24 protein-coding genes are annotated in these 24755 nt (G+C 58.2%); 11 read left to right on the top strand and 13 right to left on the bottom strand.

Annotation, left to right across the window (positions count from 1 at the left end):
- Window positions 1-5: 5 nt before the first annotated feature.
- The 5 genes from OQ273_RS21905 to OQ273_RS21885 all read right to left on the bottom strand — a co-directional run bounded on the left by OQ273_RS21905 (window position 6) and on the right by OQ273_RS21885 (window position 5928).
- Window positions 6-887: a F0F1 ATP synthase subunit gamma gene (locus OQ273_RS21905; RefSeq protein WP_267993240.1), complete on the bottom strand. Its 882-nt coding sequence runs from the start codon at window positions 885-887 to the stop codon at window positions 6-8.
- 31 nt (window positions 888-918) lie between these two features.
- On the bottom strand, window positions 919-2448 hold the full coding sequence (gene atpA / locus OQ273_RS21900; protein ID WP_267993239.1) for a F0F1 ATP synthase subunit alpha: 1530 nt from the start codon (window positions 2446-2448) through the stop codon (window positions 919-921).
- Window positions 2448-3008 (bottom strand): F0F1 ATP synthase subunit delta, encoded by a 561-nt coding sequence (locus OQ273_RS21895; RefSeq protein WP_267993238.1) that lies wholly within the window; start codon window positions 3006-3008, stop codon window positions 2448-2450. The genes atpA and OQ273_RS21895 overlap by 1 nt, the downstream gene beginning before the upstream one ends.
- Window positions 3009-3323: 315 nt before the next feature.
- The gene (locus OQ273_RS21890; RefSeq protein WP_267993237.1) at window positions 3324-3713 is read right to left on the bottom strand and encodes an AGROH133_08824 family phage infection protein; all 390 of its coding nucleotides are present in this window, start codon (window positions 3711-3713) and stop codon (window positions 3324-3326) included.
- A 19-nt stretch (window positions 3714-3732) separates the two neighbouring features.
- Complete coding sequence (locus tag OQ273_RS21885; RefSeq protein WP_267993236.1) at window positions 3733-5928, bottom strand: primosomal protein N'; 2196 nt, start codon at window positions 5926-5928, stop codon at window positions 3733-3735.
- Window positions 5929-6000: 72 nt separating this feature from the next.
- On the opposite strand from OQ273_RS21885, the gene fsa reads away from it, so the two are divergent.
- The 3 genes from fsa to OQ273_RS21870 all read left to right on the top strand — a co-directional run bounded on the left by fsa (window position 6001) and on the right by OQ273_RS21870 (window position 7903).
- Window positions 6001-6654, top strand: a complete 654-nt coding sequence (gene fsa / locus OQ273_RS21880) for a fructose-6-phosphate aldolase (RefSeq protein WP_267993235.1) — start codon at window positions 6001-6003, stop codon at window positions 6652-6654.
- A gap of 135 nt (window positions 6655-6789) precedes the next feature.
- Window positions 6790-7068, top strand: coding sequence for a pyrroloquinoline quinone biosynthesis peptide chaperone PqqD (gene pqqD, locus OQ273_RS21875; RefSeq protein ID WP_267993234.1), 279 nt, complete (start codon window positions 6790-6792; stop codon window positions 7066-7068).
- A complete protein-coding gene (locus OQ273_RS21870) occupies window positions 7058-7903 on the top strand; it encodes a hypothetical protein (protein WP_267993233.1) in 846 nt (281 codons plus the stop codon). The genes pqqD and OQ273_RS21870 overlap by 11 nt, the downstream gene beginning before the upstream one ends.
- Window positions 7904-7920: 17 nt before the next feature.
- On the opposite strand, the gene OQ273_RS21865 is transcribed toward OQ273_RS21870, so the two are convergent.
- A complete protein-coding gene (locus OQ273_RS21865) occupies window positions 7921-9171 on the bottom strand; it encodes a GlcNAc-transferase family protein (RefSeq protein WP_267993232.1) in 1251 nt (416 codons plus the stop codon).
- Between the two features lie 222 nt (window positions 9172-9393).
- Here OQ273_RS21865 and OQ273_RS21860 point away from each other — a divergent pair, with 222 nt between their 5' ends.
- The 3 genes from OQ273_RS21860 to OQ273_RS21850 all read left to right on the top strand — a co-directional run bounded on the left by OQ273_RS21860 (window position 9394) and on the right by OQ273_RS21850 (window position 11982).
- Complete coding sequence (locus OQ273_RS21860; RefSeq protein ID WP_267993231.1) at window positions 9394-9588, top strand: hypothetical protein; 195 nt, start codon at window positions 9394-9396, stop codon at window positions 9586-9588.
- 334 nt (window positions 9589-9922) lie between these two features.
- Entirely contained in the window at window positions 9923-10735 is an 813-nt protein-coding gene (locus OQ273_RS21855) for a hypothetical protein (RefSeq protein WP_267993230.1), read from the top strand.
- The gene (locus OQ273_RS21850) at window positions 10732-11982 is read left to right on the top strand and encodes a hypothetical protein (RefSeq protein ID WP_267993229.1); all 1251 of its coding nucleotides are present in this window, start codon (window positions 10732-10734) and stop codon (window positions 11980-11982) included. Before OQ273_RS21855 ends, OQ273_RS21850 begins: the two co-directional genes overlap by 4 nt.
- A 66-nt stretch (window positions 11983-12048) precedes the next feature.
- Here OQ273_RS21850 and OQ273_RS21845 read toward each other — a convergent pair whose 3' ends face one another.
- On the bottom strand, window positions 12049-12450 hold the full coding sequence (locus tag OQ273_RS21845; protein ID WP_425493435.1) for an anthrone oxygenase family protein: 402 nt from the start codon (window positions 12448-12450) through the stop codon (window positions 12049-12051).
- Between the two features lie 80 nt (window positions 12451-12530).
- Window positions 12531-12911 (bottom strand): hypothetical protein, encoded by a 381-nt coding sequence (locus OQ273_RS21840; RefSeq protein ID WP_267993227.1) that lies wholly within the window; start codon window positions 12909-12911, stop codon window positions 12531-12533.
- Between the two features lie 89 nt (window positions 12912-13000).
- On the opposite strand from OQ273_RS21840, the gene OQ273_RS21835 reads away from it, so the two are divergent.
- From OQ273_RS21835 to OQ273_RS21825, 3 genes are all read left to right on the top strand, one after another.
- Complete coding sequence (locus tag OQ273_RS21835; RefSeq protein WP_267993226.1) at window positions 13001-13621, top strand: TetR/AcrR family transcriptional regulator; 621 nt, start codon at window positions 13001-13003, stop codon at window positions 13619-13621.
- 69 nt (window positions 13622-13690) lie between these two features.
- Window positions 13691-15544: an SLC13 family permease gene (locus OQ273_RS21830; RefSeq protein WP_267993225.1), complete on the top strand. Its 1854-nt coding sequence runs from the start codon at window positions 13691-13693 to the stop codon at window positions 15542-15544.
- Window positions 15545-15649: 105 nt separating this feature from the next.
- Complete coding sequence (locus OQ273_RS21825) at window positions 15650-16876, top strand: glycerate kinase family protein (protein WP_267993224.1); 1227 nt, start codon at window positions 15650-15652, stop codon at window positions 16874-16876.
- 87 nt (window positions 16877-16963) lie between these two features.
- Here the strand turns inward: OQ273_RS21825 and OQ273_RS21820 are convergent, their stop codons facing one another.
- From OQ273_RS21820 to OQ273_RS21800, 5 genes are all read right to left on the bottom strand, one after another.
- Window positions 16964-17911 (bottom strand): endonuclease/exonuclease/phosphatase family protein, encoded by a 948-nt coding sequence (locus tag OQ273_RS21820; protein WP_267993223.1) that lies wholly within the window; start codon window positions 17909-17911, stop codon window positions 16964-16966.
- 132 nt (window positions 17912-18043) lie between these two features.
- On the bottom strand, window positions 18044-19177 hold the full coding sequence (locus OQ273_RS21815; protein WP_267993222.1) for an AAA family ATPase: 1134 nt from the start codon (window positions 19175-19177) through the stop codon (window positions 18044-18046).
- Window positions 19178-19249: 72 nt separating this feature from the next.
- A complete protein-coding gene (locus OQ273_RS21810; RefSeq protein WP_267993221.1) occupies window positions 19250-20893 on the bottom strand; it encodes a methyl-accepting chemotaxis protein in 1644 nt (547 codons plus the stop codon).
- Window positions 20894-21202, bottom strand: coding sequence for a hypothetical protein (locus tag OQ273_RS21805; RefSeq protein ID WP_267993220.1), 309 nt, complete (start codon window positions 21200-21202; stop codon window positions 20894-20896).
- A gap of 247 nt (window positions 21203-21449) precedes the next feature.
- Window positions 21450-22370 carry a GNAT family N-acetyltransferase gene (locus tag OQ273_RS21800; protein ID WP_267993219.1) on the bottom strand — a complete coding sequence of 307 codons (921 nt, stop codon included), beginning with the start codon at window positions 22368-22370 and terminating at the stop codon, window positions 21450-21452.
- A 284-nt stretch (window positions 22371-22654) separates the two neighbouring features.
- Between OQ273_RS21800 and OQ273_RS21795 the strand changes: the two genes are divergently transcribed.
- Both OQ273_RS21795 and OQ273_RS21790 read left to right on the top strand, forming a co-directional pair.
- On the top strand, window positions 22655-23545 hold the full coding sequence (locus OQ273_RS21795; protein WP_267993572.1) for a tyrosine recombinase XerC: 891 nt from the start codon (window positions 22655-22657) through the stop codon (window positions 23543-23545).
- Between the two features lie 120 nt (window positions 23546-23665).
- Window positions 23666-24748, top strand: coding sequence for a TraB/GumN family protein (locus tag OQ273_RS21790; protein ID WP_267993218.1), 1083 nt, complete (start codon window positions 23666-23668; stop codon window positions 24746-24748).
- Window positions 24749-24755 lie beyond the last annotated feature (7 nt).

Here is a 24755-nt window from a genome sequence, read left to right as displayed (position 1 = left end):
AGCCTCTAGAGCGCTTCCGCGCCCGAAATAATTTCAATCAGTTCTTTTGTAATTTGCGCCTGGCGCTGACGGTTGTAGTTGAGCGTCAGCTTGTCGATCATATCCCCGGCATTGCGGGTCGCATTGTCCATGGCCGTCATGCGCGCACCCTGTTCCGAAGCCGCATTCTCAAGAAGGGCACGGAATATCTGCACGGCAATGTTGCGCGGGATCAGGTCGTCGAGAATAGCGGTTGCATCCGGCTCATACTCGTAAACAGCGTCGGTTCCGGTCTGCTCGGCTTCTTCGTCGCCGGTGCCGGACGGAATGATCTGCTGCGCCGTCGGCACCTGGGTGATGACCGACTGGAATTCCGAATAGAACAGTGTGCAGACGTCAAACGCGCCTTCATCGAAAAGGCCGATGACCTTCCTGGCGATATCGTCCGCATTGCCAAAGCCGATACGCTTGACTTCACGCAGATCGACCCGGTCAATGATCAGATTGCCATATTGCCGTTTCAGGACATCATAGCCCTTCTTGCCGACACAGAGGATTTTGACGTCCTTGCCCTGACCCTGAAGCTCACCGATATGCTCACGCGCCAGGCGGGAAATCTGCGAGTTGAAACCGCCGCACAATCCGCGCTCGGCGGTGCACACCACCAAGAGATGCGTCTGGTCCGAACCGGTCCCGCTCATCAGGCGTGGCGCATCGTCGGCATTCACCACCGCACCGGCAATATTGCCAAGCACCGCGCTCATACGCTGCGAATAGGGCCGCGCCGCTTCCACCGATTCCTGTGCGCGCCGAAGCTTCGCCGCGGCGACCATCTGCATCGCCTTGGTGATCTTCTGCGTCGCCTTGACCGTGGCGATCCGGTTTCTCAGATCCTTAAGTGAAGGCATCCGTTATCCGTCCGTTACTGCTTGCGTCCAATCAGGCGAAAGACTTGGCGAACGCATCGATCGCAGTCTTGAGCTTGCTCTGGATGTCGTCGCTCAGGGCCTTTTCGACACGGATCGCTTCAAGGATATCCTTGCCGTCCGCACGCATATGCGCCAGCAATCCTTCCTCGAAAGCTCCGACCTGCTCTACATCGAGACCGTCGAGATAGCCGTTCACACCTGCAAAGATGACCGCGACCTGCTCTTCCGTCTTGAGCGGCGAGAACTGCGGCTGCTTCAGGAGTTCGGTCAGGCGCGAACCACGGTTCAAAAGGCGCTGTGTTGCAGCGTCCAGGTCGGAACCGAACTGGGCAAAGGCAGCCATCTCGCGATACTGCGCCAGTTCACCCTTGATAGAGCCTGCAACCTGTTTCATCGCCTTGATCTGGGCCGAAGAACCCACGCGGGAAACCGAGAGGCCGACATTCACCGCCGGACGGATACCCTGATAGAAAAGGTCAGTTTCCAGGAAGATCTGGCCATCGGTAATGGAGATCACATTGGTCGGAATAAAGGCCGACACGTCATTGCCCTGCGTTTCGATCACCGGCAAGGCGGTCAGCGAACCTGCGCCATTGTCTTCATTGAGCTTCGCAGCACGCTCAAGCAGGCGCGAGTGAAGGTAGAAAACGTCGCCAGGATAGGCTTCACGTCCCGGCGGGCGGCGAAGCAGCAGCGACATCTGACGGTAGGAAACGGCCTGTTTGGACAGGTCGTCATAACCGATCAGCGCGTGCATGCCGTTGTCGCGGAAATATTCGCCGATCGCACAGCCAGCGAACGGCGCCAGGAACTGCATCGGAGCCGGGTCGGAAGCGGTTGCGGCGATGATGATGGAATATTCAAGCGCACCGCGCTCTTCGAGCACCTTCACGAACTGCGCGACCGTCGAGCGTTTCTGTCCGACAGCAACATAAACGCAGTAGAGCTTGTCCTCTTCCGGGCCATTGTCGTGGATCGGCTTCTGGTTGAGGAAGGTGTCGAGAATAATCGCGGTCTTGCCGGTCTGGCGGTCGCCGATGACAAGTTCGCGCTGGCCGCGGCCGATCGGGATCAGCGCATCGATGGCCTTAAGACCTGTCGACATGGGCTCATGAACCGATTTACGCGGGATGATACCCGGCGCTTTGACGTCAACACGGGAACGTTCCTTGGCATTGATCGGGCCCTTGCCGTCGATCGGATTGCCGAGGGCGTCCACAACGCGGCCCAGCAGTTCCTTGCCGACAGGCACATCCACGATGGCGCCGGTCCGCTTGACGGTGTCGCCTTCCTTGATGTCCCGGTCAGAGCCGAAGATAACAACGCCGACATTGTCTGATTCAAGGTTCAGGGCCATGCCGCGAATGCCGCCCGGAAACTCCACCATCTCGCCGGCCTGTACATTGTCGAGGCCGTAGACACGGGCGATACCGTCACCGACGGACAGCACCTGACCGACTTCGGAGACTTCTGCCTCCTTGCCGAAATTTTTGATTTGATCTTTTAGGATTGCGGAGATTTCCGCGGCACGGATGTCCATCAGCCGACCTCTTTCAGTGCAAGCTTAAGGGTAGAAAGTTTTGAGCGAAGGGATGTGTCAATTTGACGCGAGCCGACCTTGACGATCAGACCGCCCATGATTGACGGGTCGACGGTGACATGAATTGCCACGTCTTTTCCGGTGACGCTCTTGAGCGCCGCCTTCAATTCTTTTTCCTGCTCGCCGGTCAGTACCCGGGCGGATGTGACATCCGCCGAGACCTCGCCGCGATGCTGCGCCTCGATGATCCGATAGGCACGGATGATACCCGGCACGGCGAACAGCCTGCGGTTCTTTGCGACCACACGTAAAAAATTGCCGACGAGACCGGTAAACCCGGCCTTGTCGGCGATTGCTGAAATTGCCTTGAACTGATCGTCGGCGGAAAACACCGGACTGACGATCAATCGTTTGAGATCTTCACTGCTGTCAATCAGTGATTCCAGACGGTTGAGTTCTTCTGCAACGGCCGTTTCGGATTTGGCTTCCAGCGCCAGGTCGAACAGCGAAGACGCATACCGTTCTGCAACACCGGAAATGAGCGAAGATGTGTCTGCCACGTGTGCTATTTTCTCTGAACTGAATTCAGGGATTCTGAGCCGGAGGCGAGCGTCTCCGTAAATCCTTGAATTTGTTTCGATTTCTCCCCAACCGCAACATCACATCGCTGAGCCACGGTCGAATTTCGTGGTTCGTCTAGCACACGTGTGTGGGACTCGCAACACGCTTTACCCCCTGCTTTAGGCGGACTGTGCGCAAACTTGCCCGGCAAACGAATGAATCCGGCACGCAAGGCACCCGGCGACCGGGAACTCAGTGGCCATGCGGCAACCATTGAGTGTCCGCAATGCCGCTCGCGTCACCGATTGATTGCGCTAGATCAGCCCGAAGACAAAGGCAAGCGGCAGGATGGCAAGCACAGCCTCGAACAGCGTGGACAATACATTAAAGCGCGTCGCCGCTCCATCGAAGAGGATAGAGACCAGCCTGCCCAGTGCGGTAAAGGCCCAGGAAGCGCCCAGGGCCAGATAGATCAGAGGCTGGGCAAGCAGAATGCAGCAAAGACCGCACCCCAGATAAAAACCCGCCATCGTGGCACGCCCTTCGGCAATCGCATCCGGGTGCGCATTTGCCGTCTCAAGCCTCAAAATGCGGAAGGAAAGGCGTGGCGCCGAAAACAGCAGCACGCCAAAACCAACCGTTATCACCGCCACGGCGAATGCCAGCCATTCGCCTGTCGTGCCGGGCCAGTAAAATGCGATCATCCCGTCTCCCCTCGGACTGTTACATGAAACTCTGTGGATCGATATCGATCTGTACACGAACCGATCCACGCGGGCCGGGCGCCGCCGCGATCATCTGCGCGACATAGGCCTGTATGTCGGACTGTTTCGTGCCATGAACCAGCAAACGAAACCGGTAGCGCCCGCGAATGAGTGCCATCGGCGCCTCCGCCGGTCCCAGAACCGAAATATCGCGCGCGCCCGGCGCTGCCTGTCGCAGGCTGCGCGCATAGCTTTCCGCCGCCACGCGGTCGGCAGCCGAAACAATCAGCGCCGCCATGCGGCCAAAGGGCGGCAACCGCGCGTTTTCCCGCTCAGCGATCTCCCGCTCGTAAAAGGCATCGCGGTCGCCTGAAACAATCGCCTGGATGACCGGATGCGCCGGCTGGTATGTCTGGAGAAGGCCGATGCTCTTACGTCCCGAACGCCCGGCGCGGCCTGTCACCTGCGACAGAAGCTGAAAGGTGCGCTCGGCGGCCCGCGGGTCGCCATTGGCAAGCCCGAGATCGGAATCCACAATCCCCACCAGTGTCATCATGGGGAAGTTATGTCCCTTGGCGACAAGTTGCGTTCCGATGACAATATCGACCTCGCCCTTGGCGATTGCCTCCAGCTCAAGCCTCAACCGTCGAACCCCGCCGGCCATATCTGAGGAGAGCACAATGGTGCGGGCATCGGGGAAATGGCTGTCGACTTCCTCCGCTATGCGCTCCACGCCGGGGCCGCAGGCAACAAGGTGATCAAGCGTGCCGCACTCCGGACAGGCTTCCGGGGCCGGCTCATTGTGGCCGCAATGATGGCACTGCAATTGCCGACGGAAGCGATGTTCGACCAGCCAGCTTGAACAGTCGGGACATTGGAACCGGTGACCGCAAACCCGGCACAGTGTCAGTGGCGCGTATCCGCGCCGGTTTAGAAACAGCAGCGCCTGCTCGCCCTCGGCCACAGTCTTCTTCATCGCTTCCAGCAGCTTCGGCGACAGGAAGCCGCCCCGCGCCGGCGGATCACGGCGCATGTCAATCAGATGCAGGTCAGGCAGCGCCGCACCACCGAAGCGCTCCGGCAGCCGGATATCGGCATATTTGCCGCTGTCGGCATTGACCCGGCTTTCAATCGACGGCGTTGCCGACGCAAGAATGGCCGGAAAGCCTCCAATGTGGGCACGCACCACAGCCATGTCGCGGGCGTTATAAAAGACCCGGTCTTCCTGTTTATAGGCGGCATCGTGCTCTTCATCGACGATAACAAGGCCGAGATTTTCAAAGGGCAGAAAGAGTGACGAGCGCGCGCCTGCAACGACACGAACATCGCCGGTCGCCGCCTGCCGCCAGACTTTCTCGCGCATGCGCGGCGCAAGCTCCGAATGCCATTCGGCCGGCTTGCAGCCGAAGCGCCGTTCAAAGCGCTCCAGAAAAACCGAGGTCAGCGCGATTTCCGGCAGCAGGATAAGCACCTGCCGGCCCTGCCGGATCGTCTCGGCCACCGCTTCGAAGTAAACCTCCGTCTTGCCCGATCCTGTGACCCCATCAATCAGCGATACGGCCGGCGGCTTTCCACCCTCACCGAGCAAACGGCGAACAGCAGCCTGTTGATCATCACTCAGTTCCGGCAAGCGGAAATCAGGATCGGGATGAGGCACCACCGGCTGCGGCGGTATCAGGATCGTCTCGAAAACATCTTGCTTCAAGAGCCCGTCGACAACGCTGACGGAAACACCGGCGGCCCGCGCCAACCCGGTGCGGGTCCAGCTCAAACCGTCTTCTGCCATGGCAATGACCCGTTCGCGGGCAGCCGTCATGCGCTCCGGACGCGCGCGTCCCAATCTCAACCCCTGTGTCGGAGCCGCCGGCTCGAATGCCGCCGGAGCGCGCAGCGCCATGCGGGCAACAAGACCCGGCGGCGACAATGTATAGGCCGCCACCCAGTCAAGAAACCGGCGCATATCCGCGGCAATCGGCGGGCAATCGAAGACATGGGTGATGGGGCGCAGTTTCTTCGGGTCAACCGCGTCGGTCTCGCCATCCCAGACAATACCGGCGACCTGTCTCGGGCCCAGCGGCACCTGCACGATCGCACCCGGAGCGGCCTCCAGGCCCTCCGGCACGGCATAGGAATAGGCCTGCGGCGTCGGCAGGGGGACCATGACCGGCACAATGGCAGTCTCGCAGCCAAGCGGCAGTTGCGGCGAATCTTTCATCTTGAGGGTGACCTTGCCCCGCGATTGATCTAAAGAAAACCCGCGACCGCCAATTAAGGAACGAGACATACGATGAAATTTTTTGTCGACACGGCAGATGTTGCCGAGATCGAGGAATTGAACGCGCTGGGTCTGTTGGATGGTGTGACCACCAATCCGTCGCTGATCATGAAGTCCGGACGGGACATCATGGAGGTGACAAAGGAGATCTGTTCAATCGTCGACGGCCCGGTTTCCGCCGAAGTCACGGCCACCGAGTTCGATGGCATGATGGCCGAGGCGGACATTCTGGCAAAGATCGCGGACAATATCTGCATCAAGCTGCCGCTGACCATGGACGGGCTGAAAGCCTGCAAGGCGCTGACATCGGCCGGACACAAGACGAATGTCACCTTGTGCTTTTCGGCCAATCAGGCGCTGCTCGCAGCCAAGGCCGGCGCCACCTTCATTTCGCCTTTCGTCGGGCGCGTTGACGATATGGCTGCAGACGGCATGGAACTGATCGCCGAAATCCGCAAGATCTATGACAATTACGGCTTTGCGACGGAAATCCTCGCCGCCTCCATCCGCACCGTCAATCACGTCAAGGAAGCCGCTCTGATCGGCGCGGATGTGGCGACCGTACCGCCGGCGACCCTGCGTGCACTCGTCAAACACCCGCTGACGGACAAGGGCCTTGAGGCCTTCCTGGCCGATTGGGCAAAAACCGGCCAGAAGATCGGGTGAGCCAGGCAGGGATTGGTCGTCAAAACCTCTGATTGAACACCCGTGTGGAAGCACCCGGTAGCTGTCGTAAGCCGCATGCGGCCAAGCCGTCACCGTCATTGACTACCCCCGTCATCAGGGGGTAGGTTTCGCCGCATGTACAATGACTCCGACAAGCCTGCTCAGGCACCCGGCTTCAAAGCGTCTTACTTTGACGGTGAAGTCATCCTCTACAACGCCTCGCATTCCAATGCGCTGTGTCTGAACGAGACCGCGGCACTGGTGTGGAGCCTGTGCGACGGAACCAACTCGGTCGCAGACATTCAGCAGACACTGTCGGATGCCTTCGATGGCGCCAAGGACATATCTCAGGATGTCGACGCGGCGCTGGAACAGTTGCAGGGAAAGAAGTGCATTCAGCTCAATGCCGACTGAAAAGACCGTAGGCCTGGCGGGGGCGACGGTCTGCATTTCAGCCAGGAGCGCCGCTGCACAAGAGTTGCTCCACTTCCTGTTCTCCGAGTTTCGCCAGGTTGATACTGCAAACGGCAATCTGTCGTTGGAGCTTGATGGCGATGACCAGTCGGGCTTCATCCTTTTTCGGGACGGATCCGAGGTCTACCGGGACAAGCAGCCCGCCGACGCAGCAGTTCTGTTGCTTGCCGAAGTCATACACAGCCTGGCATCGCGCGGGCGTGGCGAACTGATCATGCATGCGGCCGCCATATCGGCCAACGGGCGCTGCGCCTTGCTGCCAGGGGTTTCCGGGGCCGGAAAATCAACCCTTTCGGCATGGCTAGATTTCAGAGGCTATCACTGTCTGAGCGACGAACTGGCCTGTATCGCGCTGGACCGGGCGATGTCGACCTTCCCACGCCCGATCTGCCTTGAAACAGACGTCCAGAGCGCTCTGGCACAGGAGATCGGAGCGGCACGACACGAACACCGCCTGATTGCGTCCGAAGAAGCCATTCTGCTCAAATCGAAATCAGGGGTTCCGGCTGAGATGCCGAGGTTCGACGCGGTCTTCTTTGTAACCTACAAGGAAGGCAGCCGAACGGTGATCAACGCCGTTCCCCGGAGCAAGGCATCGGTCCGCCTTCTGGGCAGCCTGGCCAACGCGGATAATTTTGACGATCGCGGCTTTGCAGAGTTGAGCGAGGTTGTTCAGGGCGTCGACGCCTATGAGATCACCTATGGCGATCTTGCATATTGTGGTCCCGACATCCTCCATTTTCTCGATGATCTGGGCTTCACGACAGATCACTGATCAGGCGTCGCGTCAGCCTAACGGACAATCGGCCGCGTGATCTCCGCCAGTTCCTCGCCCGCACTGTCCTTGAGCCTCACCGTCCAGCCGGCTGCTTCCTCGAATGATTTATAGGGCTGAATGAATGCAGGGCGCCTTTGATCGAAAATCGCACGGACCTCGTCCCCGTGCATATCCTTGCGATAGATGGACTCTCCGAGGGCATTGTTGATCGAAACGTACAGGGTTTCGTAGTCCGTTTTCGGATCGTAGGTACCCTCGGGCAGCAGGACGCGGCACCAGAAATCGTCGACATTGTTGGAGACCCACTCCTCATCCGATCCGTAGATCTCGGGATTTGGCGGCTCGTGGTTTTCGAATGTGTAACGTTGCACCGCCTTGAGTCGGAAATTCACGCCGGCATACCGCTCATAGTGCTCCAAAGAGCGAGCAGGCCCGAAACCCAGGTGCCTGAAGTCGATATCAGCCTCTTCCTGCTTGAAGAGGATCCGCATCCGACGCTGGCTGTCCTCGTTGCGTTTGTACCAGGAAACGGTCGCGCCCTTTTCCGGCACGTGATCATTCCAATGGGTCGTGCGGTATTTGCGGGTGTATTCGTGCCAGACCACAACACGGTGCGGATAGAAGATATCGTAGCCATGCGTATAGGACCGCACCGCCATGCTGATCTCTTCACCATGGAAATAGTATTCAGGATCGTAAAGCACGTCCCGGCACCATTGGCCGATCGTGAATGAGAAGTGTCCGGAAAAATAACGGCCCGGAACCGGTGATTGACGCGCCTGCCAGTCCTTCATATGCGTCGGCCGGATCAGCAATGCACCTTCTGGCGTAAACTGGTCGAAACCAAGCGACGAGGGCGTATGGGACAGCGGCTGATCCTCATTCAGCGGATCGTAGGGTGGCGCATAGCAGGTAAGCAGCGGCTTTTCGCTGTCGATTGAATTGAGCATGTCTATGAGAATGACATCCCAATCCTCGACGAAGCGCTGATGGGCATCGACCTGCATCGAATAGTCTTCGCCATCGTAAAGGCTCTGAGTCTGCTGCCTCGCCCAGCCAAGACCTTTCGAAACGCTGTAGTGATGTTCGCGGACCCGGAACCGGCTGTCATCGGCAAATTCGCCGAGCGTCTCGGTTTCGTCCCGTTGCCAGCAAATGCCAAATCTGAGGTTTTCAGGGTGCCGGGCCTTGCTGACGCAATCCCGAAGCGTCGGCAACAGCTCCGTGTCGCGATAGGAAGCAATCTGTATGAAAATCGTCGCCATGTCCGCTCAGCACTGAATCGTATCAGGGCCGTGCCTGCTACACAGCCCTTCCGGCCTGGAGATTAATCGCAATGCCGCCCAAGCGCCATCTCCCTGGAACCTGGTCATCCCCGGAGAAGAGGACGATGACTCACCACGTATCGCTAATCAGAAAGGGAAAGAGAAGGCGATGGCGATGGCGATGGTGATGGAGAAGCGGGTGCCGGAGATGGAGAAAGCGACATGGATGGGCTTCCCGACGGGCTCGCCGGAGGTCCTGACACCGCGGCGTGCGCCGGCACGACGATGGTCTCAACAAGCGGCTTTGTCCAGTTTTTCGGAAGCACTGTTATGGAGCCGACCGCAACACTTGCAGCAAAGGCTTTCAATAGCTTGCGCCTGGATATCTTCTTCTTCAGCGGTGACACCATCTTGTAACGCTCGTCAAGTTTCGTGTTGCAGACTGACATCGACCGCGCTCAAGCGAGATCGCATCCTGATTTCGGACTTAAGGTTAGCCCCCTAAAAGCAGCGGGCAATGTCGCCAAGCCTTGAGTAAAAGTCAAGGGCAAAGGAAGGAAATACATAATAAATCTAGTAATCATTCACTATCAAATAACAATAATCAAAACCGCTTTCAGTATTATGATTCCACGTGTAATTTATCTGCAAATCTTATAAAAATCGGAAAGATTGACCCGCAGAGCTATCAATCAAGTAGCGTTTTTCGTTTTGTTTTTGTCAAAAAATACAAGTATAAATTGCACAAAAAATGAAAGACATAACCTTCGTAACTGCGGCAATTGATATCGGAAGAGCGGAACTTTCGAAGGATTTCGCAAGGCCGTTTTCATTCTACACAACACAGCTGCAAGCCTTGTGTGATATCGGCATGCCCCTGGTGGTCTATGGTCCCGCCGATCTCGGGCTTGACGATCGTCACAATCAGATACACGTGCCACTCGATCTCGAAACGCTCGAGAAACAGCCGGACTTCCAGCAAATTCAGAAAATCCGAAACTCCAAACATTGGCTGGAACAGGCCTCATGGCTGCCCTCCAGTCCTCAGGCGCGCCTGCCGCACTACAATCCGCTGGTCATGGCCAAGATGGGCTGGCTTGCCGAAGAAGCCCGCCGGAACCGGTTCGGCACCAGCCGCTTCGCCTGGATCGATGCGGGGATCACGCACACAGTGCCGCTGGACCTGTTGACAAAGGCCATCACGAGCGCCGAACTCGCACCCATGTTAAGCAGATTTCTTCTGCTTTGTTTTCCCTATCAGCCCGTACATGAAGTACATGGTTTTGAGCGCGCCGCAATGGAACGATATGCCGGCGGCAGGCCGATAAACTGGGTGGCACGGGGCGGCTTTTTCGGCGGGCCTGAGGCGTTTGTTGTCGAGGCGAACCGCCTCTACCAGGCCATGTTGAGTTTCACCCTGCACCAGAAGCTGATGGGAACGGAAGAAAGCATACTGACCATATTGGGCAATCTTCACCCGGACATCTTCGAAACCCGTTTCATCGGCGCCGACGGCCTCATCTGGCCTTTCTTTGCCGACATAGCAGCGCGGTCCGGCTCATGAATGCCGTTGAACGCTGGATCAGCGCAACGATCCGGGACAGCCTGAACCAGTCGGCACCAATCGTGAGCATGCGGTTGGGAAGGACGGCAAAAGACTGGTTTAAACTCCAGCGCCAGGACGAAAGCGGCTGGCTCCGCTTCACACTGGGTGCCGGTGTACCCACAGACAAGATCCTCGATCGGCTGAAAAGCCGAGGTCTGGGCCATGTCGACATCTTGCAGATCAATGTCCCGGGAACAGCGCTGAAAACCCTTGGCAAACTCGACATTCAGCGCCTCAGCCCGAAGTTCATACGAATACGCAAAAAACACTTGCCGGGCGCAGATGTCGCGGCGGCCGCACGGCACCTGAAGCAGAACGGATACAGGGTCGAATGGATAGCCAAGGAACTGGTCGCGATCCGCATTGCGGCCGCACCTGACAGCCGCCTGCTGACGGAAGCGCATGCAGACTACCCGCGACCTGTCCCTGCCCATGATGCCGCAGTTTACGTCATGAGCATGAATACGCCGAAACAGTTCGGTCTATGGCTGAACTCGGTGAAGCAGGCGTGCCCGGACCTTCTGTCCTGTAGGACACTGGTTCTGCAGGACAACTCAACAAACCCCACAACGCAGGCCGAATATGACGCGCTTTGCAAAACCTTCGGGTTCTCCGTCTTGCGTTCGGGCAATCTCGGCATCATGGGCGGACGCCGCAACGCTGCCAGACATTTCGACAATCTGGAACAGGCAAAGGGCATGTTCTGGTTCGAAGACGACATGTTGCTGCATGCCTCCGACGCGCCGCTTTGCAAGAACGGGTTTCGCTCCCATGTTCCCGGTCTCGTCGAAACCGCCTCGGCCATATTGGAGCGCGAGCAACTGGGATATCTCATGCTCAGTTTCACCGAGTTCTTCGGCGATCACCATCTGAACTGGGCGTGGTACCATCTGTCCAATGAGGAAAGACAAAAGGATTTCCCGGAAGGAACCTTCCCATCGACCATCGAAAACAGCGGGATAGAAAATCACACATCCTATCTCGTCGGCAATGTCCATTTCGACAATTGGCCGAGCTATGTCTCCAGAGATTTTAACCGCGAAATGTTCCTCACCGATGAGCCTGAGACGTCGCAGGAGGGCCATTTTATGGCCCGGGCCTACCGCCTCGTACGGACCGGCAAGTTTCGCGCCGGCGTCCTGCTGGCATCCCCGATCAATCACAGCCGTCATTTCCTGTATGACACGGACGAACGGATCGAATAACCGGACCTCCAAAGCCAGCCTTTCCAGCCATCGTGCCCATTCCGGCCGAAACGGCCTATGCCTCACTTAAGACCCGCTTATCAGCGCATATCCGGTCAGCAGCAGAGCAACGCCCGATGCAACGGTACGCAGTTGGTTCCAGAGTTGCCATTTTGGGGAGTACTCGGCCCAGATTCTGGCAGCCTCCGCCGGGTTTGCGGGGATGGTGATCGATGCGAGCGCCTCGTTCATTGGAACATTGACAAGCGCCGTGGGCACCAATGCGCCGGTAGTATAAAGACCTGCCGCAAGCCCAAAAAAGATTGCGCTCCTGTACAGGCCGGACATCGCAAAAACGATGGCGCTGAATACCAGCACAACCGGCGTCAGGAAGAAGGCGGGGAAAAACACGACATTGCGCACCGATTGGTTCATGGCCTGCATTGCTTCGATCGCTGTCCTCGAGTCGGCAGCGTCAAGGCCCCACATGGTCGAGCAGACCCAGGCATAGAAGAACCCGAAAATCGCGCCGGTGAAAAGCAGCGATGTGAGTGCTGAAATCGTGGTTATCAATGTGATACCCCCCGGTGCGACGGCCCGGCAAAAACCCGAAGAAGCAATACAACGGAGGCAAACTGACCGCAGACGACAGCGGGCCAGATGAGGTCGAATTGTTCGTCGAAATATTTCTGCGGTCCGAATGAAACAAAAGCGCACAAAACCGCAAGAACACACAGGACAGAACCCGTGCGGGTCGCAGCCGATCCGGTCATCAGCGCCGCTGCTGTGACGGACAGCGACATTCCCAGAAATGGCCCGATACCGAAAAGCGGCGTCGTTTCCGGCGGGTGCGGTGGCACCCCGGCAAAAAGTGCTCCGAGCATCACAAGTTGCAGGATTATGAGCGCGGTCAGGGCGGCCGGCGCGGCTTTGTCGCTAGTGAGTTCCATATTAACCTCCAAAAGCGTAATTATATGTACGGTTGCAAGTATCCGTAATTTTCGTTACGGATATTGTCAAGTGTTTTATGGAGACTGATTTGAGGCAGGAAAATCGTGCGCGCCGCCAGCAGCAGATCGAAGAGGCGGCCTATGCGGTTCTGAAGGAAAAGGGATATGCGGGAACCTCGATGCTGGCGATCGCGAAACGGGCCCGGGCTTCCAATGAAACCCTGTACAACTGGTATGGCGATAAACGCGGGCTTTTCTGCGCGCTTGTTGCCCGCAATGCGGATGAGGTGCGCGGTGACCTGGAAGCATCTTTGAAACAGGGCAGATCGGCTTTGCAGACACTCGCCGAACTCGGCCCTAAACTTTTATCCATGCTGACCGGAACACGCGCCGTAGCGCTGAACCAGGCGGCGGCAGCCGATCCCACGGGAGAACTCGGTGCAGCGATCTCGGAAACCGGGCGCGAGACCATCGCGCCGCTGATCCGCCAGGTTCTGGAACAGGCGCGCGATACCGGCAATCTGTCGTTCGAAGATCCGCAGGACGCAACCGAACTCTATCTCGGGCTTTTGATCGGAGACCTGCAGATCAGGCGGGCCATAGGCCGGCAGCCGGAGCTCGATCCGGACTACATCGCGCGGCGATCAGAATTGGCCTTGGAGTACCTGAATACGCTTTTGTCGCCCGACGGGACGTTTGCCACACCTTAAAACGGGAATAAACCGGAACCGGCCGCGTTCTCCTCTCATGTCAGTTTTGTGACAAAGCAGGAGAGTATCGTGAGCGTGTCGGCCTATTCCATTTCAGACCCCTTCCCTCATGGGAACATGGCGGGGTCCGTTTCCAAACTGGTTCAAAAGTCGGCGCGCCCAATCCTCACCGCTGTGCTTTGCGCTTTGGTCCTGCTCGCGGCGTGGTCACTTCCCGCCGGTCTCGAAACGGGCGGCAGGATCGCCCTGGCGGTCACGGCAATGGCCATCATCGGATGGACGCTGACCCCGGTTCCCGATTCCGTTGTCGCCGTCAGCGCCGCCCTGGTCCTCGTTCTGTCGGGTGTGGTGCCCGAAGAACAGCTTTATGCAACGCTCGGCCGCGAGCTCATCTGGCTTCTGGTTGCCGCGTTCGTCATCGCGGCCGTCGTAAAGACCAGCGGGCTGATGGAACGGCTGGCCTTTGCCGCCGTCAGGCCCTTTCGCAGCCTGACCGGCTTCTTTCACGCGCTGGCATTTGTGATCGCGGCAACGGCATTCCTCATTCCTTCGACCTCCGGCCGCGCCGCCTTGCTTCTGCCGGTCTTCATGGCTCTTGCCGACCGCATGCCCGGCAAAGGCTCCGCCCGTGCGCTCGCCCTTATGTTTCCCACCGTCATCCTGCTTTCCGCCGGCGGCTCGATCATCGGCGCCGGTGCTCACATGGTCGCGGTGGAAACCATCAACCGGGCCGCCGGTGTATCGATCGGCTATCTGGAATGGCTGATGCTGGCATTTCCCTTGACGCTGCTTTCAAGCCACATCGCCGTCGCGCTGATCATCGCGCTCTTCATCCCACGCGATGAACGGCACGCTATTCTCCAGGCAGAAGGCTCCCTGTCAGCCACACATGATTCGCGGCAATGGCGCATTGCAACTGTGCTTGTCGGGATCGTCACGCTTTGGATCACCGCGCCATGGCATGGCATCGACATCGCGCTGATCGCGATTGGCGGCGCCGTTCTGCTTTTGACCGGCCCCTTCACGACCGAATCCCCGAAGGTCATATTCCGCAAGGTTGAAGTCGAGCTCCTGATCTTCCTGACCGCAACCGTGGTGATTGCCGACAGCATCATCCTGTCAGGCACCAGCACATGGATGGCAAACGCGGCCCTTTCTGTGCTGCCCGATGGCTCCACCGGTTCAACCGCACTCATCGTCACCTTCCTGACCATCATCGCCGTTCTGTCCCATCTGGTGATCAACTCGCGCAGCGCCCGTGCCGCCGTGCTTGTGCCGGCCTTGACCCTGCCGCTGGCGGGTTTCGGACATGACGTCGTCACCTTGGCGCTCGTGACGGTGCTTGGCACCGGCTTCTGCCAGACCATGATGGCAAGTGCCAAGCCCGTTGCGCTCTTTGGCAATGCGGACCGCGAGACATTCACGCAGTCTGACCTTCTGCACCTCGCGATCCCGCTCCTGCCGGTCAAGACCGCGATCATCATCGTCTTTGCGCTCTTCATCTGGCCGCATCAATTGCCGCAGGACACCTCACCGGTGCTGGCGACACAGGCCGAAATTGTTTCAAACACCGGGATAAGTCAGCGAATTGCAGCGACCGGCAATGAGCAGGTCTGCACACCCGAGCACCTGCGCGCCGTCATGCTGACAACCATCCGCGATCGCAAAATGTGGGCCGCCGGTTGGTGGCATGTCTGGGACCGGTTGAAACGGGACGGATATCCGGTCGAGCGCCAGGCGGTTCGCGAACTTTACAAGAGCGAGGACATGGTGCGCCTGCGGTCCCATTCGGCCCGCCTTTATGCGTCGGACCTGGCACCTGCAACCATCGGCATCGCCGAAAGTGCCTGCCGCGTTCCACGGCAATTCCTGTCCGCACCAAGCCGTATCCCGGTTCCAAAGCCCAAGCCCGTAGCCGCTTGATTAAAAAGAGGAAAAATTGCCTGATACGGCGATTTTTCCGTTTTTGAGGGAATAGATTTCGTGCTTCGGCGTTCTCCTTTCACAGCAACACGAAAGGACGAAACAATGTCTATCAACGTTCTGATCGCCCCATCCGGCTTCAAGGAATCCCTTGATGTCGATGATGTCGTGGAGGCAATTTCCGAAGGTGTGAAACGCGCCGTTCCGGACGCAAACCTGATGAAGGCGCCGATGGTCGATGGCGGCGAAGGTTTCACCAAGGGCCTGATTGAGGCCACCGGCGGCAGCCTCCACGAAATCGTCGTGACGGGACCCGTCGGTCAGCCGGTTGACAGCTTCTTCGGTTTTCTCGGCGGGCAGGACGTACCCACCGCCGTCATTGAAATGGCCGCCGCTGCCGGTTTGCGCCTGGTGCCACGCGACTTGCGCGATCCGACAGTCACCACGAGTTTCGGCGTCGGCGAACTCATACGCGCTGCCCTGGATTCCGGTGCAAAACGCATATTGATCGGTTGCGGTGACAGCGGCATCAACGATGGCGGCGCCGGAATGGCGCAGGCCCTTGGCGCCCGGCTCACCGATATGCGTGGCGACGATATCGCCCTCGGCGGCGCCGGTCTTGCATCGCTCGCCCATATCGATCCCTCAGGCCTTGATCCAAGGCTCTCCCGCGTGACAGTCGATGTCGCCGTGAACTGGCACAACGTCCTGTTGGGCCCGAAGGGCGTTGCCCGGGTCTTTGGCCCGCAAAAGGGTGCGAGCCCGAAGCAGGTTGAACAACTGGAACAAGCTTTGGAAACCTATGCGGAACGTCTTCGGATCGATCTTGGCCTCGATATCGGTTACGTCAATGGTTCCGGCGCATCGGGTGGCCTCGGCGCCGGCCTTGCCGCCTTCGCCAACGCAACCCTGCATCCGCGTTTTGATATTGTCATGCAGTATCTCGACTTTGAAGCCATGCTCGGCGATGCCGATCTGCTGATCACGGCGGAAGGATCGCTCGACAGCCAGAGCCCCTACGGAAAGGTGCCATGCGAAGTCGCAAGGCGGGCACGCGAGCTCGGCATCCCGGCCATTGCCCTTGCCGGTACGATCGGCAGTGGCGTTGACCGCACTTTCGATGCCGGCATCGATGCTTTCGCCTCCATCATCAAACGCCCCTGCACACTCGAAGCCGCAATCGGCAGCGCGCACAAGCTCTTGCGCCGCGCCGCCGAGGACGCCATGCGCATGATCATGGTCGGCACACGGCTCGATATGCAGGCAAGGCCCATCCGGGTATCGACGGCAATGCCATTTGGCACTCAATCCCGGTTGAACCTGACCAACTAACAGCATAAACAATGGCCGCGGCCAAAACGGGCTTTCTATCCGCAGGTGCCTTCAAGGCCGCGCTCAAACAGCGCGGCCGTCGTAGACCTACTGGATACCTTCGCGCGGATCGTCATCATCAAGATAGGCTTTGACACTCAATTTGATCATATAATGATCGGAGAGATAGAGATCATGGGCCGCCAGATCGGATGAACGCAGCACGTATTGGCGAGAATACTTGAACTCATCACGGCCCTCCGCAACGAACACACGGTCGAATGGAGCTTCGCCGTACTGCTTGCTCCAATAGGTCGCCCCGTCATTGTTGTTGAGGTCGATCAGTCCGCTGTCCACGAAGCGCTCAATCGCCGGTTCTTCATTGTTCAGAATGTTTGTATCGCCGATCAGAATCAAGCTGTTGTCGATTTGGTCGCGTACTTCGTCGAGCTGCTCGCACAGGACCTTTGCTTCCTTGCCGCGAACACGACGGTTCTTGGTCACGCCACCGTAATTTGACTTCATGTGCAATGGAACGAGCGCAATACTCTTCGTAACCTCCGTTTCAATCCACTCGTCATCCTGGTCAAGTCGCCAAACTTTCAACTTTGCCGAAAATTTCACAGCGTGAGGCGCGCGATCCCACAGATTGTCATCGCCATCCTTGTGCGGCACGTCGATTTTCATGTGCGCTGTTTTCTGGACCCTGTTGGCGTTCCACATCACAGCGCAAAGCTGCGACTTGTCGCCGGCATTCCGATTCGGAAGAATGAGATAGGACCACGGATCACCCAGATGCTCCTGCAACAGGTAGCAGACCACATCCAACTCGGCATTGCGGCGGTCATCTGTGGCACTTGATGAGATAGTCGGTCCACCGTCGTTGAGTTGAATTTCTTCATCCGCTTCGGTCACATAGATTTCTTGAAGCGCAATGATGTCCACACCGGCCATCTCAATATGATCGGCCAATGCAAAGGCACTCTGGCGCTTAGCCTCTCGGCTGGAACCAGACAAGTGCTCAATATTCCAACTTGCTATCTGCAGAAAACTCATCACACCCTCCGTCGCAATTCTGTTGTAGATAAGTAATCACCCAGTATTGGGCGATTGATCCTATGTGTACGGCACAACTACTGCGTTTATGTGACGCATTTGTTTTAACCTGATTTACAACGATTGAGACCATTACTCTTCATCGTCGATCCGCCCCGTCAGCGTCATGCCTTCGATCCAGGTGGCGCCGTCGCGGCGGATGACGGTTTTTGCACGCACACCGCACCGCTCGGAAATGGCGTCCGCCAGCGCCTGTGAATGGGTCACAACCCAGACCTGGCAGTCGGCGGAGGCGTTGGCGATCATGGCGGCTAGCGCCGGAAGCATATCGGGATGGAGGCTTGCCTCGGGTTCGTTGAGCGCAATGAAGGGCGGGCGGCGGTAGGACAAAAGCGCAGCCGCCAGCGCCAGGAACCGGATCTGTCCGTCGGACAGTTCGCGCGGTTGGAACACACGCTTGGGAAACTCTGGGAGCACAAGGCCGAAACTTGCATATTCCTCCGGCACGGGAATGGATAGCGCAGCACCCGAAAAGGCATCGTAGACCGCTCGGTCGAGATCGATTGTATCCTGGCGCGTATGGGCAATGGTCGCAAAAACCGCAGCAATGTTGGCTCCGTCCTCGTCAAGCATCGGCGCGGTGATGGGCAGACATGGCAGACGCAGGGGCGAGCCTGCATCGGAGCGGAAGCCGTGGTAGAAGCGCCATTGTCCGATAATGTGCCGCAGTGTGCTGATTTCCGGATAACGACCGGCATCGCCAAGCAAAAAAAGGGCCGTTTCCGAAGTCAGGGCCTGCTCCGGATAGTCTTCCATTCGACCCGATTCGCCACGAGCCGTGATGTGCGCGCCTTTGCGCCGCATGGTCACCACCGGGCGCCGGCCGGTATCGACCGTCAGCTCTTCAGTCTTGATCTGCGCCTCATGGAGAAAACCCGCAGACGGCTCTGCCTGTTTGTATCCCGTTTCGACACTGTAGCCGTAGACAATGCCGGTGTTCTCGTCGACGATCTCCGCCGAAAGCCGGATCCGGGCCTTTTCCTGCTTGCGCGTGCCACCGCTCCAGAACGCCGAGTAAATGCCGCCCTCTTCGGCAACCAGATGCGTCAGACGCCCTTCGGCAGCCGCCTTGACGAGTTGCAGCGCCCTATAGAGGTTGGATTTCCCGGCTCCGTTCGCGCCGACAAAGAGATTGACCGATCCCAGATCCATGCGGATGGATCGCAGGGACCGGTAATTCGCGGCAGACATGGTGCGTAAATACATGCCGAGAAGCTATGCCGAGTTTGTTGCATCGGCAAGGCAGCCTTTAAGATTCTGACCGGGACGTGAAGGTCCCTAGGCCGCCGATACCTGATGCTCCTCGTCTCCGGTCTCGATCTGGGTTTCATACCCGCCATGTGTGGACTGGAATGACGCCGCTCCGCCAAGATCGAACTGCTCGATCTGGCTCGTCAGGCCTTCAAGCTCCCTTGCGAGACTATGGGTAGAGGCCGTCGTTTCTTCGACCATCGCTGCGTTCTGCTGGGTGAACTGGTCCATCTGGCTGACGGCCACGTTGATCTCCTGCAGCCCGGCGGACTGTTCGCGCGACGAGTTGGCAATGGCGTCGATATGCTGATCGATATCCACCACCTTGCCCGCGATATTGGAAAGCACCGAGCTGGTCTTGTTGACCAGCTCCACGCTGGAAGTGACATGCACGTCGCTGGTGGCGATGAGACCGGTGATTTCCTTGGCAGCATTGGAGGCGCGCTGTGCCAGTTCCCGCACTTCCTGCGCAACCACTGCAAAACCCTTTCCGGCCTCACCTGCCCGGGCCGCCTCAACCCCTGCATTAAGAGCCAGGAGATTGGTCTGGAAGGCGATGTCCTCGATCACACCGATGATCTGGCCGATCGTCTTGGACGATTCCTCAAGCTCCTGCATCGCGTTGATGACCTTCTCGACGATTTCGCCGGATTCATCCGCATCGACCTTCGCCTCGGAGACCATCTTGCGTGCTTCCTCGGCCCGTTCCACCGCGTGTTGAACCGTCGTCGTGATCTCGCCGAGCGCCGCCGCGGTTTCTTCCAGAGACGCCGCCTGCTGCTCGGTTCGGCGCGAGAGATCATCGGTGGCCGTGCGGATCTCGACGGAGCCTGACGTGATGTTCCCTGCACTTACGCTGATATCGTTGAGCGCCGACCGCAGCTGGTCGACGGCGCGGTTGAAATCAATGCGAAGCTGATCGAGATCGCCGCTGAAGGCGACATCGATACTGGCGGAAAAATCCCGTTCGGCAAGGCGCCCGAGGCCAGCGCCGATCCGGTCTATGGCCGCGTTCAGATCTTCCGCCGCTCTTTCTTTTTCTGCTTCGCGCCGCGAACGTTCTTCATTCGATTGGGCGTGCAGTTCATTGCTCCTTGCCGATTCTTGCGACAGGGCTTCCTGCGCCGCTTCCGCGTCCCTTGTCGCTGATTCGGCTGCGATCAGGGAGCGTTCGACCGACCAGGACATCATCAAGAGAACGCCGCTTTGCAAAAGCAGGACCACCGCGTGAAGCACAACGCGGCTAAACTCCGATTCGCCCGGGAAGACGGCTGCCGGAAGGGCGAAATAAAGAACCAGATGGTGCAACGCTGTCGCGATCGTAAAGGCAATAATCGCCCGCCAGTCGATCCAGGCCGCACAAACGGCCAACGATGCAAAGAAATACATGTGCATGTCGATCTGCAGCGGCGAATTGGTAAAGGCGTAAACGAGCAGCGACACCAGGGCAAACTGGGTAATCGATGTAACGATCCGGGTCACCGGTCCCGTCCGGTCGAAATACCATGTTGCCGTCGCCGCCAGCGTGACGATCAGGCCCCCGCCCAGGAAAACCGGAATGGAAGCATCGGTGCCGTAGATCGCGCGCGCCAAGAGGACAGCGACATTGATCCACAAAAGCGCAATGATTCCGCATGATACCTTGGAGCGAAGGGCTTGCAGCGCGTTCATCTAGGAATTCCTCTTCAAACAGCCATAGGCGAGGGTGTGATCCAGCACGGCGACCGCACCGTTTTTCATGAGCCGGACCGGAAAGTCCTGCTCGTCGGAATGGGCAACCGCGATCCAGTCATAACGGCCGCTGGAAACAAGGCTCCCTCCGGCCTTGGAAATGACGTTGACCGCGTGACTGCCCTGCCAGGGCGCAGTGACCACGACCACATAGGATCCTTTAGGCAGCACATAGGCGGCAAGCACCACGCCGGCTGCCAGAGCCGCGTTGGCCGCGATGACCATCCAGCCTTTACGGGTTATGGACAAAAAACCACCGTCGCATTGTGTCCTGCGAAAAATCAGACCAAATCGGGAAAATTGCTCCGGCGAGCATGTGGCGGCGGCTTCATGCCTCACGAAGCGCAACACGGTCACCTGAAATGGCTGTCAACCGCCTGAGACCAAGGACATGACGTTGCACTGCATGCACCTTGGTTCAACCTAGGGTACAATTCTTTCAGCCTGGTAAACGGAAGACAACAACAACCAGCAGGAAGGCCCGAAAAGTGCCCTGTCAGGCCGCTGCGGGCGTACGATGATGGAACCTGCAGTCCGGATTATCCGCAAGTTCGAAAACACAGTGATGTTCGAGTGAACGGGTAATCTCGGCCACATCGCCTTCCAGGTCATCCGGCGCAATCAGGTGACCGATATTGAACTGGAATGTCTTGCGCTTCTTGTTCAGCACCTCGTGGAAGACGGTCATGTCGCGCAATTCCGTCGAGTGTTTCGACAGCCAGTAAAAGAGGCCGGAGTTCCGTGCGGTCATATTCACGGGCAGCACCGGCAGGCCATAGCGCCGCGCCAGACCGACTGCCGACTGTTTCCATGGCCGCTCGTTCAGCCGGCCATTGGCCCAGTAGGCAATACGCCCGGAAGGGAACAGGATCGTCGCCTTGCCTTCCTTGACGGCCCGGTTGGTCAGCTTCAGCGTCTCTCGCGCTTTCACATTGCTTTTGTATTCTTCTCGCCATTCGACCGGGATGATGATCTCCGCATAGCGTGGATTGACCCGCAATGCGTCCCGGTTCGCAAAGATCATCATGTCGGGTCTGCGATGCTTCAAAAGATCGAAGACCGCAACGCCGTCGGCAATGCCCGTAGGATGGTTGCAGACCAGAATGAAGCCGCCGCTCGCCGGGATGCGTTCTTCGTTGTTCACCTGCAACTCAAGGTTCAGCAGGCCACTCGCATACTCCATCGCATCGTAGCCGGGCATATTGGCTATGGCATCGGCAAAATCGATCGCCTGACGGTAATGCAAAATGGAATAGAGGAACGGCCGCATCACCGGCCATAGCGGATTCTTCACGATCTTCTGGCCGCGTTCGGCAATGAGCTGATCGACGACATGGCCCGGCTGACCATAGGAAACGAGCGCAAGCCTATCGGCCAGGTCATCCAAATTAGTCAGATGAAAGCGCTTCTGGACCATTCGTCATCCCCGCAAAGGTATACAGGTTCTATTGCAGCCAATTGTGTACTCACAATGACAGAGCCCGGCCCCGCTCAAACGCCGAGTTAACCGTAACATAACCGCACTGGGCAAGAATGCCATAATTATCGACTGCAGGTGACGTAATGCCTTAAGGCCGGGTCTTCAACCGGCAAACGGACTTTATGCAGGATAAACAACCCGGTATTTGCCCATAGGACCGCTCTGAACTCATGACCAAGGAACCGTTTCTCGTTGCGGCAAAACCGGAACTCCAGCGCCAGATGCACGATTGGGCGGACAATCTTGAACGCCAAAGACGCCTCTCGAAACACACACTCGACGGCTATTTGCGCGATCTAAGGCAGTTTTTGACCTTTTTGACCGGCCATCTGGGCGGCCCGCCGGGGATTTCGGACATTTCGGAGCTGCGCCCCGCCGATATGCGCGCCTTCATGGCTTTCAGGCGCAAAAACGGCGTCGGCGCCAGAACCCTCGGCCGAAGTCTTGCGGGCATACGCTCCTTTCTGCGTTTCCTGGAGAAGCGGGGCCTTGCCAATGCCGCCGGCATCAATGCCATGCGCGCGCCGCGGCAGCCGAAATCTCTTCCAAAGGCGCTGACCGACACGCAGGCCGTTGCGATCACCCGCAACAGTGAACAACTGGCCGAAGAACCCTGGGTTGCAGCACGTAATGCGGCGGTGCTGACTTTGCTCTACGGATGCGGCTTGCGTATATCCGAAGCCCTGGGGCTGCAGCCGGCCGATTTTGCCGGCAACCCGACATCGCTGAAGATTGACGGCAAAGGCGGAAAGACACGCATCGTGCCGCTCATACCCGCAGCCACGGAAACTGTCGGACATTACCGCGATCTTTGTCCCTGGCATCTTGAAGCGGAAGGGCCACTTTTTCGCGGTGTGCGCGGCGGCGCCCTTCAGCCGGCGATCATCCAGAAGGAAATGCGCAGGCTGCGTTCGGCGTTGGGATTGCCGGATACGGCAACGCCCCACGCGCTCAGACATTCCTTTGCCACCCACCTTTTGGCCGGCGGCGGCGACCTGCGGTCAATCCAGGAACTTCTTGGCCACGCCAGTCTGACAACGACCCAGATCTATACGGCTGTCGACACCACACGCCTGCTGGAGGCCTACGGAAAGGCACATCCGCGCGCCTGAACACGCGTAAGGTTTTGTTAACCGCAAGCGAGGCAAGCTTCTCCAAACGCCTGTAAATTAACGCTTTGCATGCCGCAATCGTTTAAAATACTTCCACTCGTTCAACCTGACGGAATGATCATGACGTTCCTTTCACCCCCTTTGCTTCGACCGGTTCGCCTACGCATCGACTGGGCCCTTGCAGCAGCCATGGCGCTGCATCTGCTGTTTGTCGCAACGTTTTTCGTAATTCTGGCCTTGGCCACGTCGCAGGCTCGGGCCGAGGAAATTGCCTGCCGGGGTGAAAATCTGCTCGCAACCATGGCGCAGGACGACCCGGAAACCATGAAACGGATCAAGGCTGAAGCGGCGGCAATCGTCAACGGATCCAGCCTGCTTTGGCGCATCGAAAAGGACGGAGCGGCGGTCTCCTGGCTTTACGGAACAATGCACACCACGGATCCGCGCGTCCTTGAACTCGGCGCAACGGCCCGGGGCGCCTATGACGACGCAGCGGTGGTGGTGGTTGAATCCTCGCAGATCGTTGAACTGGAGCGGGCCATGGCATCGCTTATGACCGATCCCGATCTGACAATGCTCGATGCAGGCGTCACGCTTGAAGGGCTTTTGAGCGAAGAGGACTTCGATCTGGTGGAGACGGTGCTTGAAGAGCGCGGCATTCCGATGGCTTTTGTCTCCCGTATGAAGCCCTGGTTGATTTTCAGCATGATTGCCGTGCCCGATTGTGAAATCGAGCGAAGAGCCAAAGGCATTGCTTTTCTCGACAAGGATCTGGCGACCGGCGCGCTGGACAGCGGCAAGACACTGGAAGGGCTGGAAACGCTGAAGGAACAGCTGTCGATCGTATCGGGTCTTCCGCTCGACGTTCAGGCGCGGCTTCTTGCCGACACGGCCGCGCTGAGCCCGGTGCTCGATGATGTCACCGCCACGATGACGGATTTGTATCTCGACGGTCGCATTGACATGATCATGCCCTTTGTCGAAGCCGCGACAATGGAGACCGGCGAGCTGGACAGTGGCGCCTATGCAAAGTTCGAGAAAGAACTGATCGAAACGCGCAACAAGACCATGGCAGAGCGCCTTGATCCGATCCTCAAGGACGGTGGTGCATTTGTCGCCGTCGGCGCACTCCATATCCCGGGCAAGGACGGTCTGGTCGAACTGTTGCGCAGCGACGGCTATACGGTCACCGCGGTCAACTAGGGTACAA

This window comes from Hoeflea prorocentri, from assembly GCF_027944115.1.
Classification (GTDB): Bacteria; Pseudomonadota; Alphaproteobacteria; order Rhizobiales; family Rhizobiaceae; genus Hoeflea_A; species Hoeflea_A prorocentri.
This window is presented reverse-complemented; position numbering and strand designations above follow the sequence as displayed.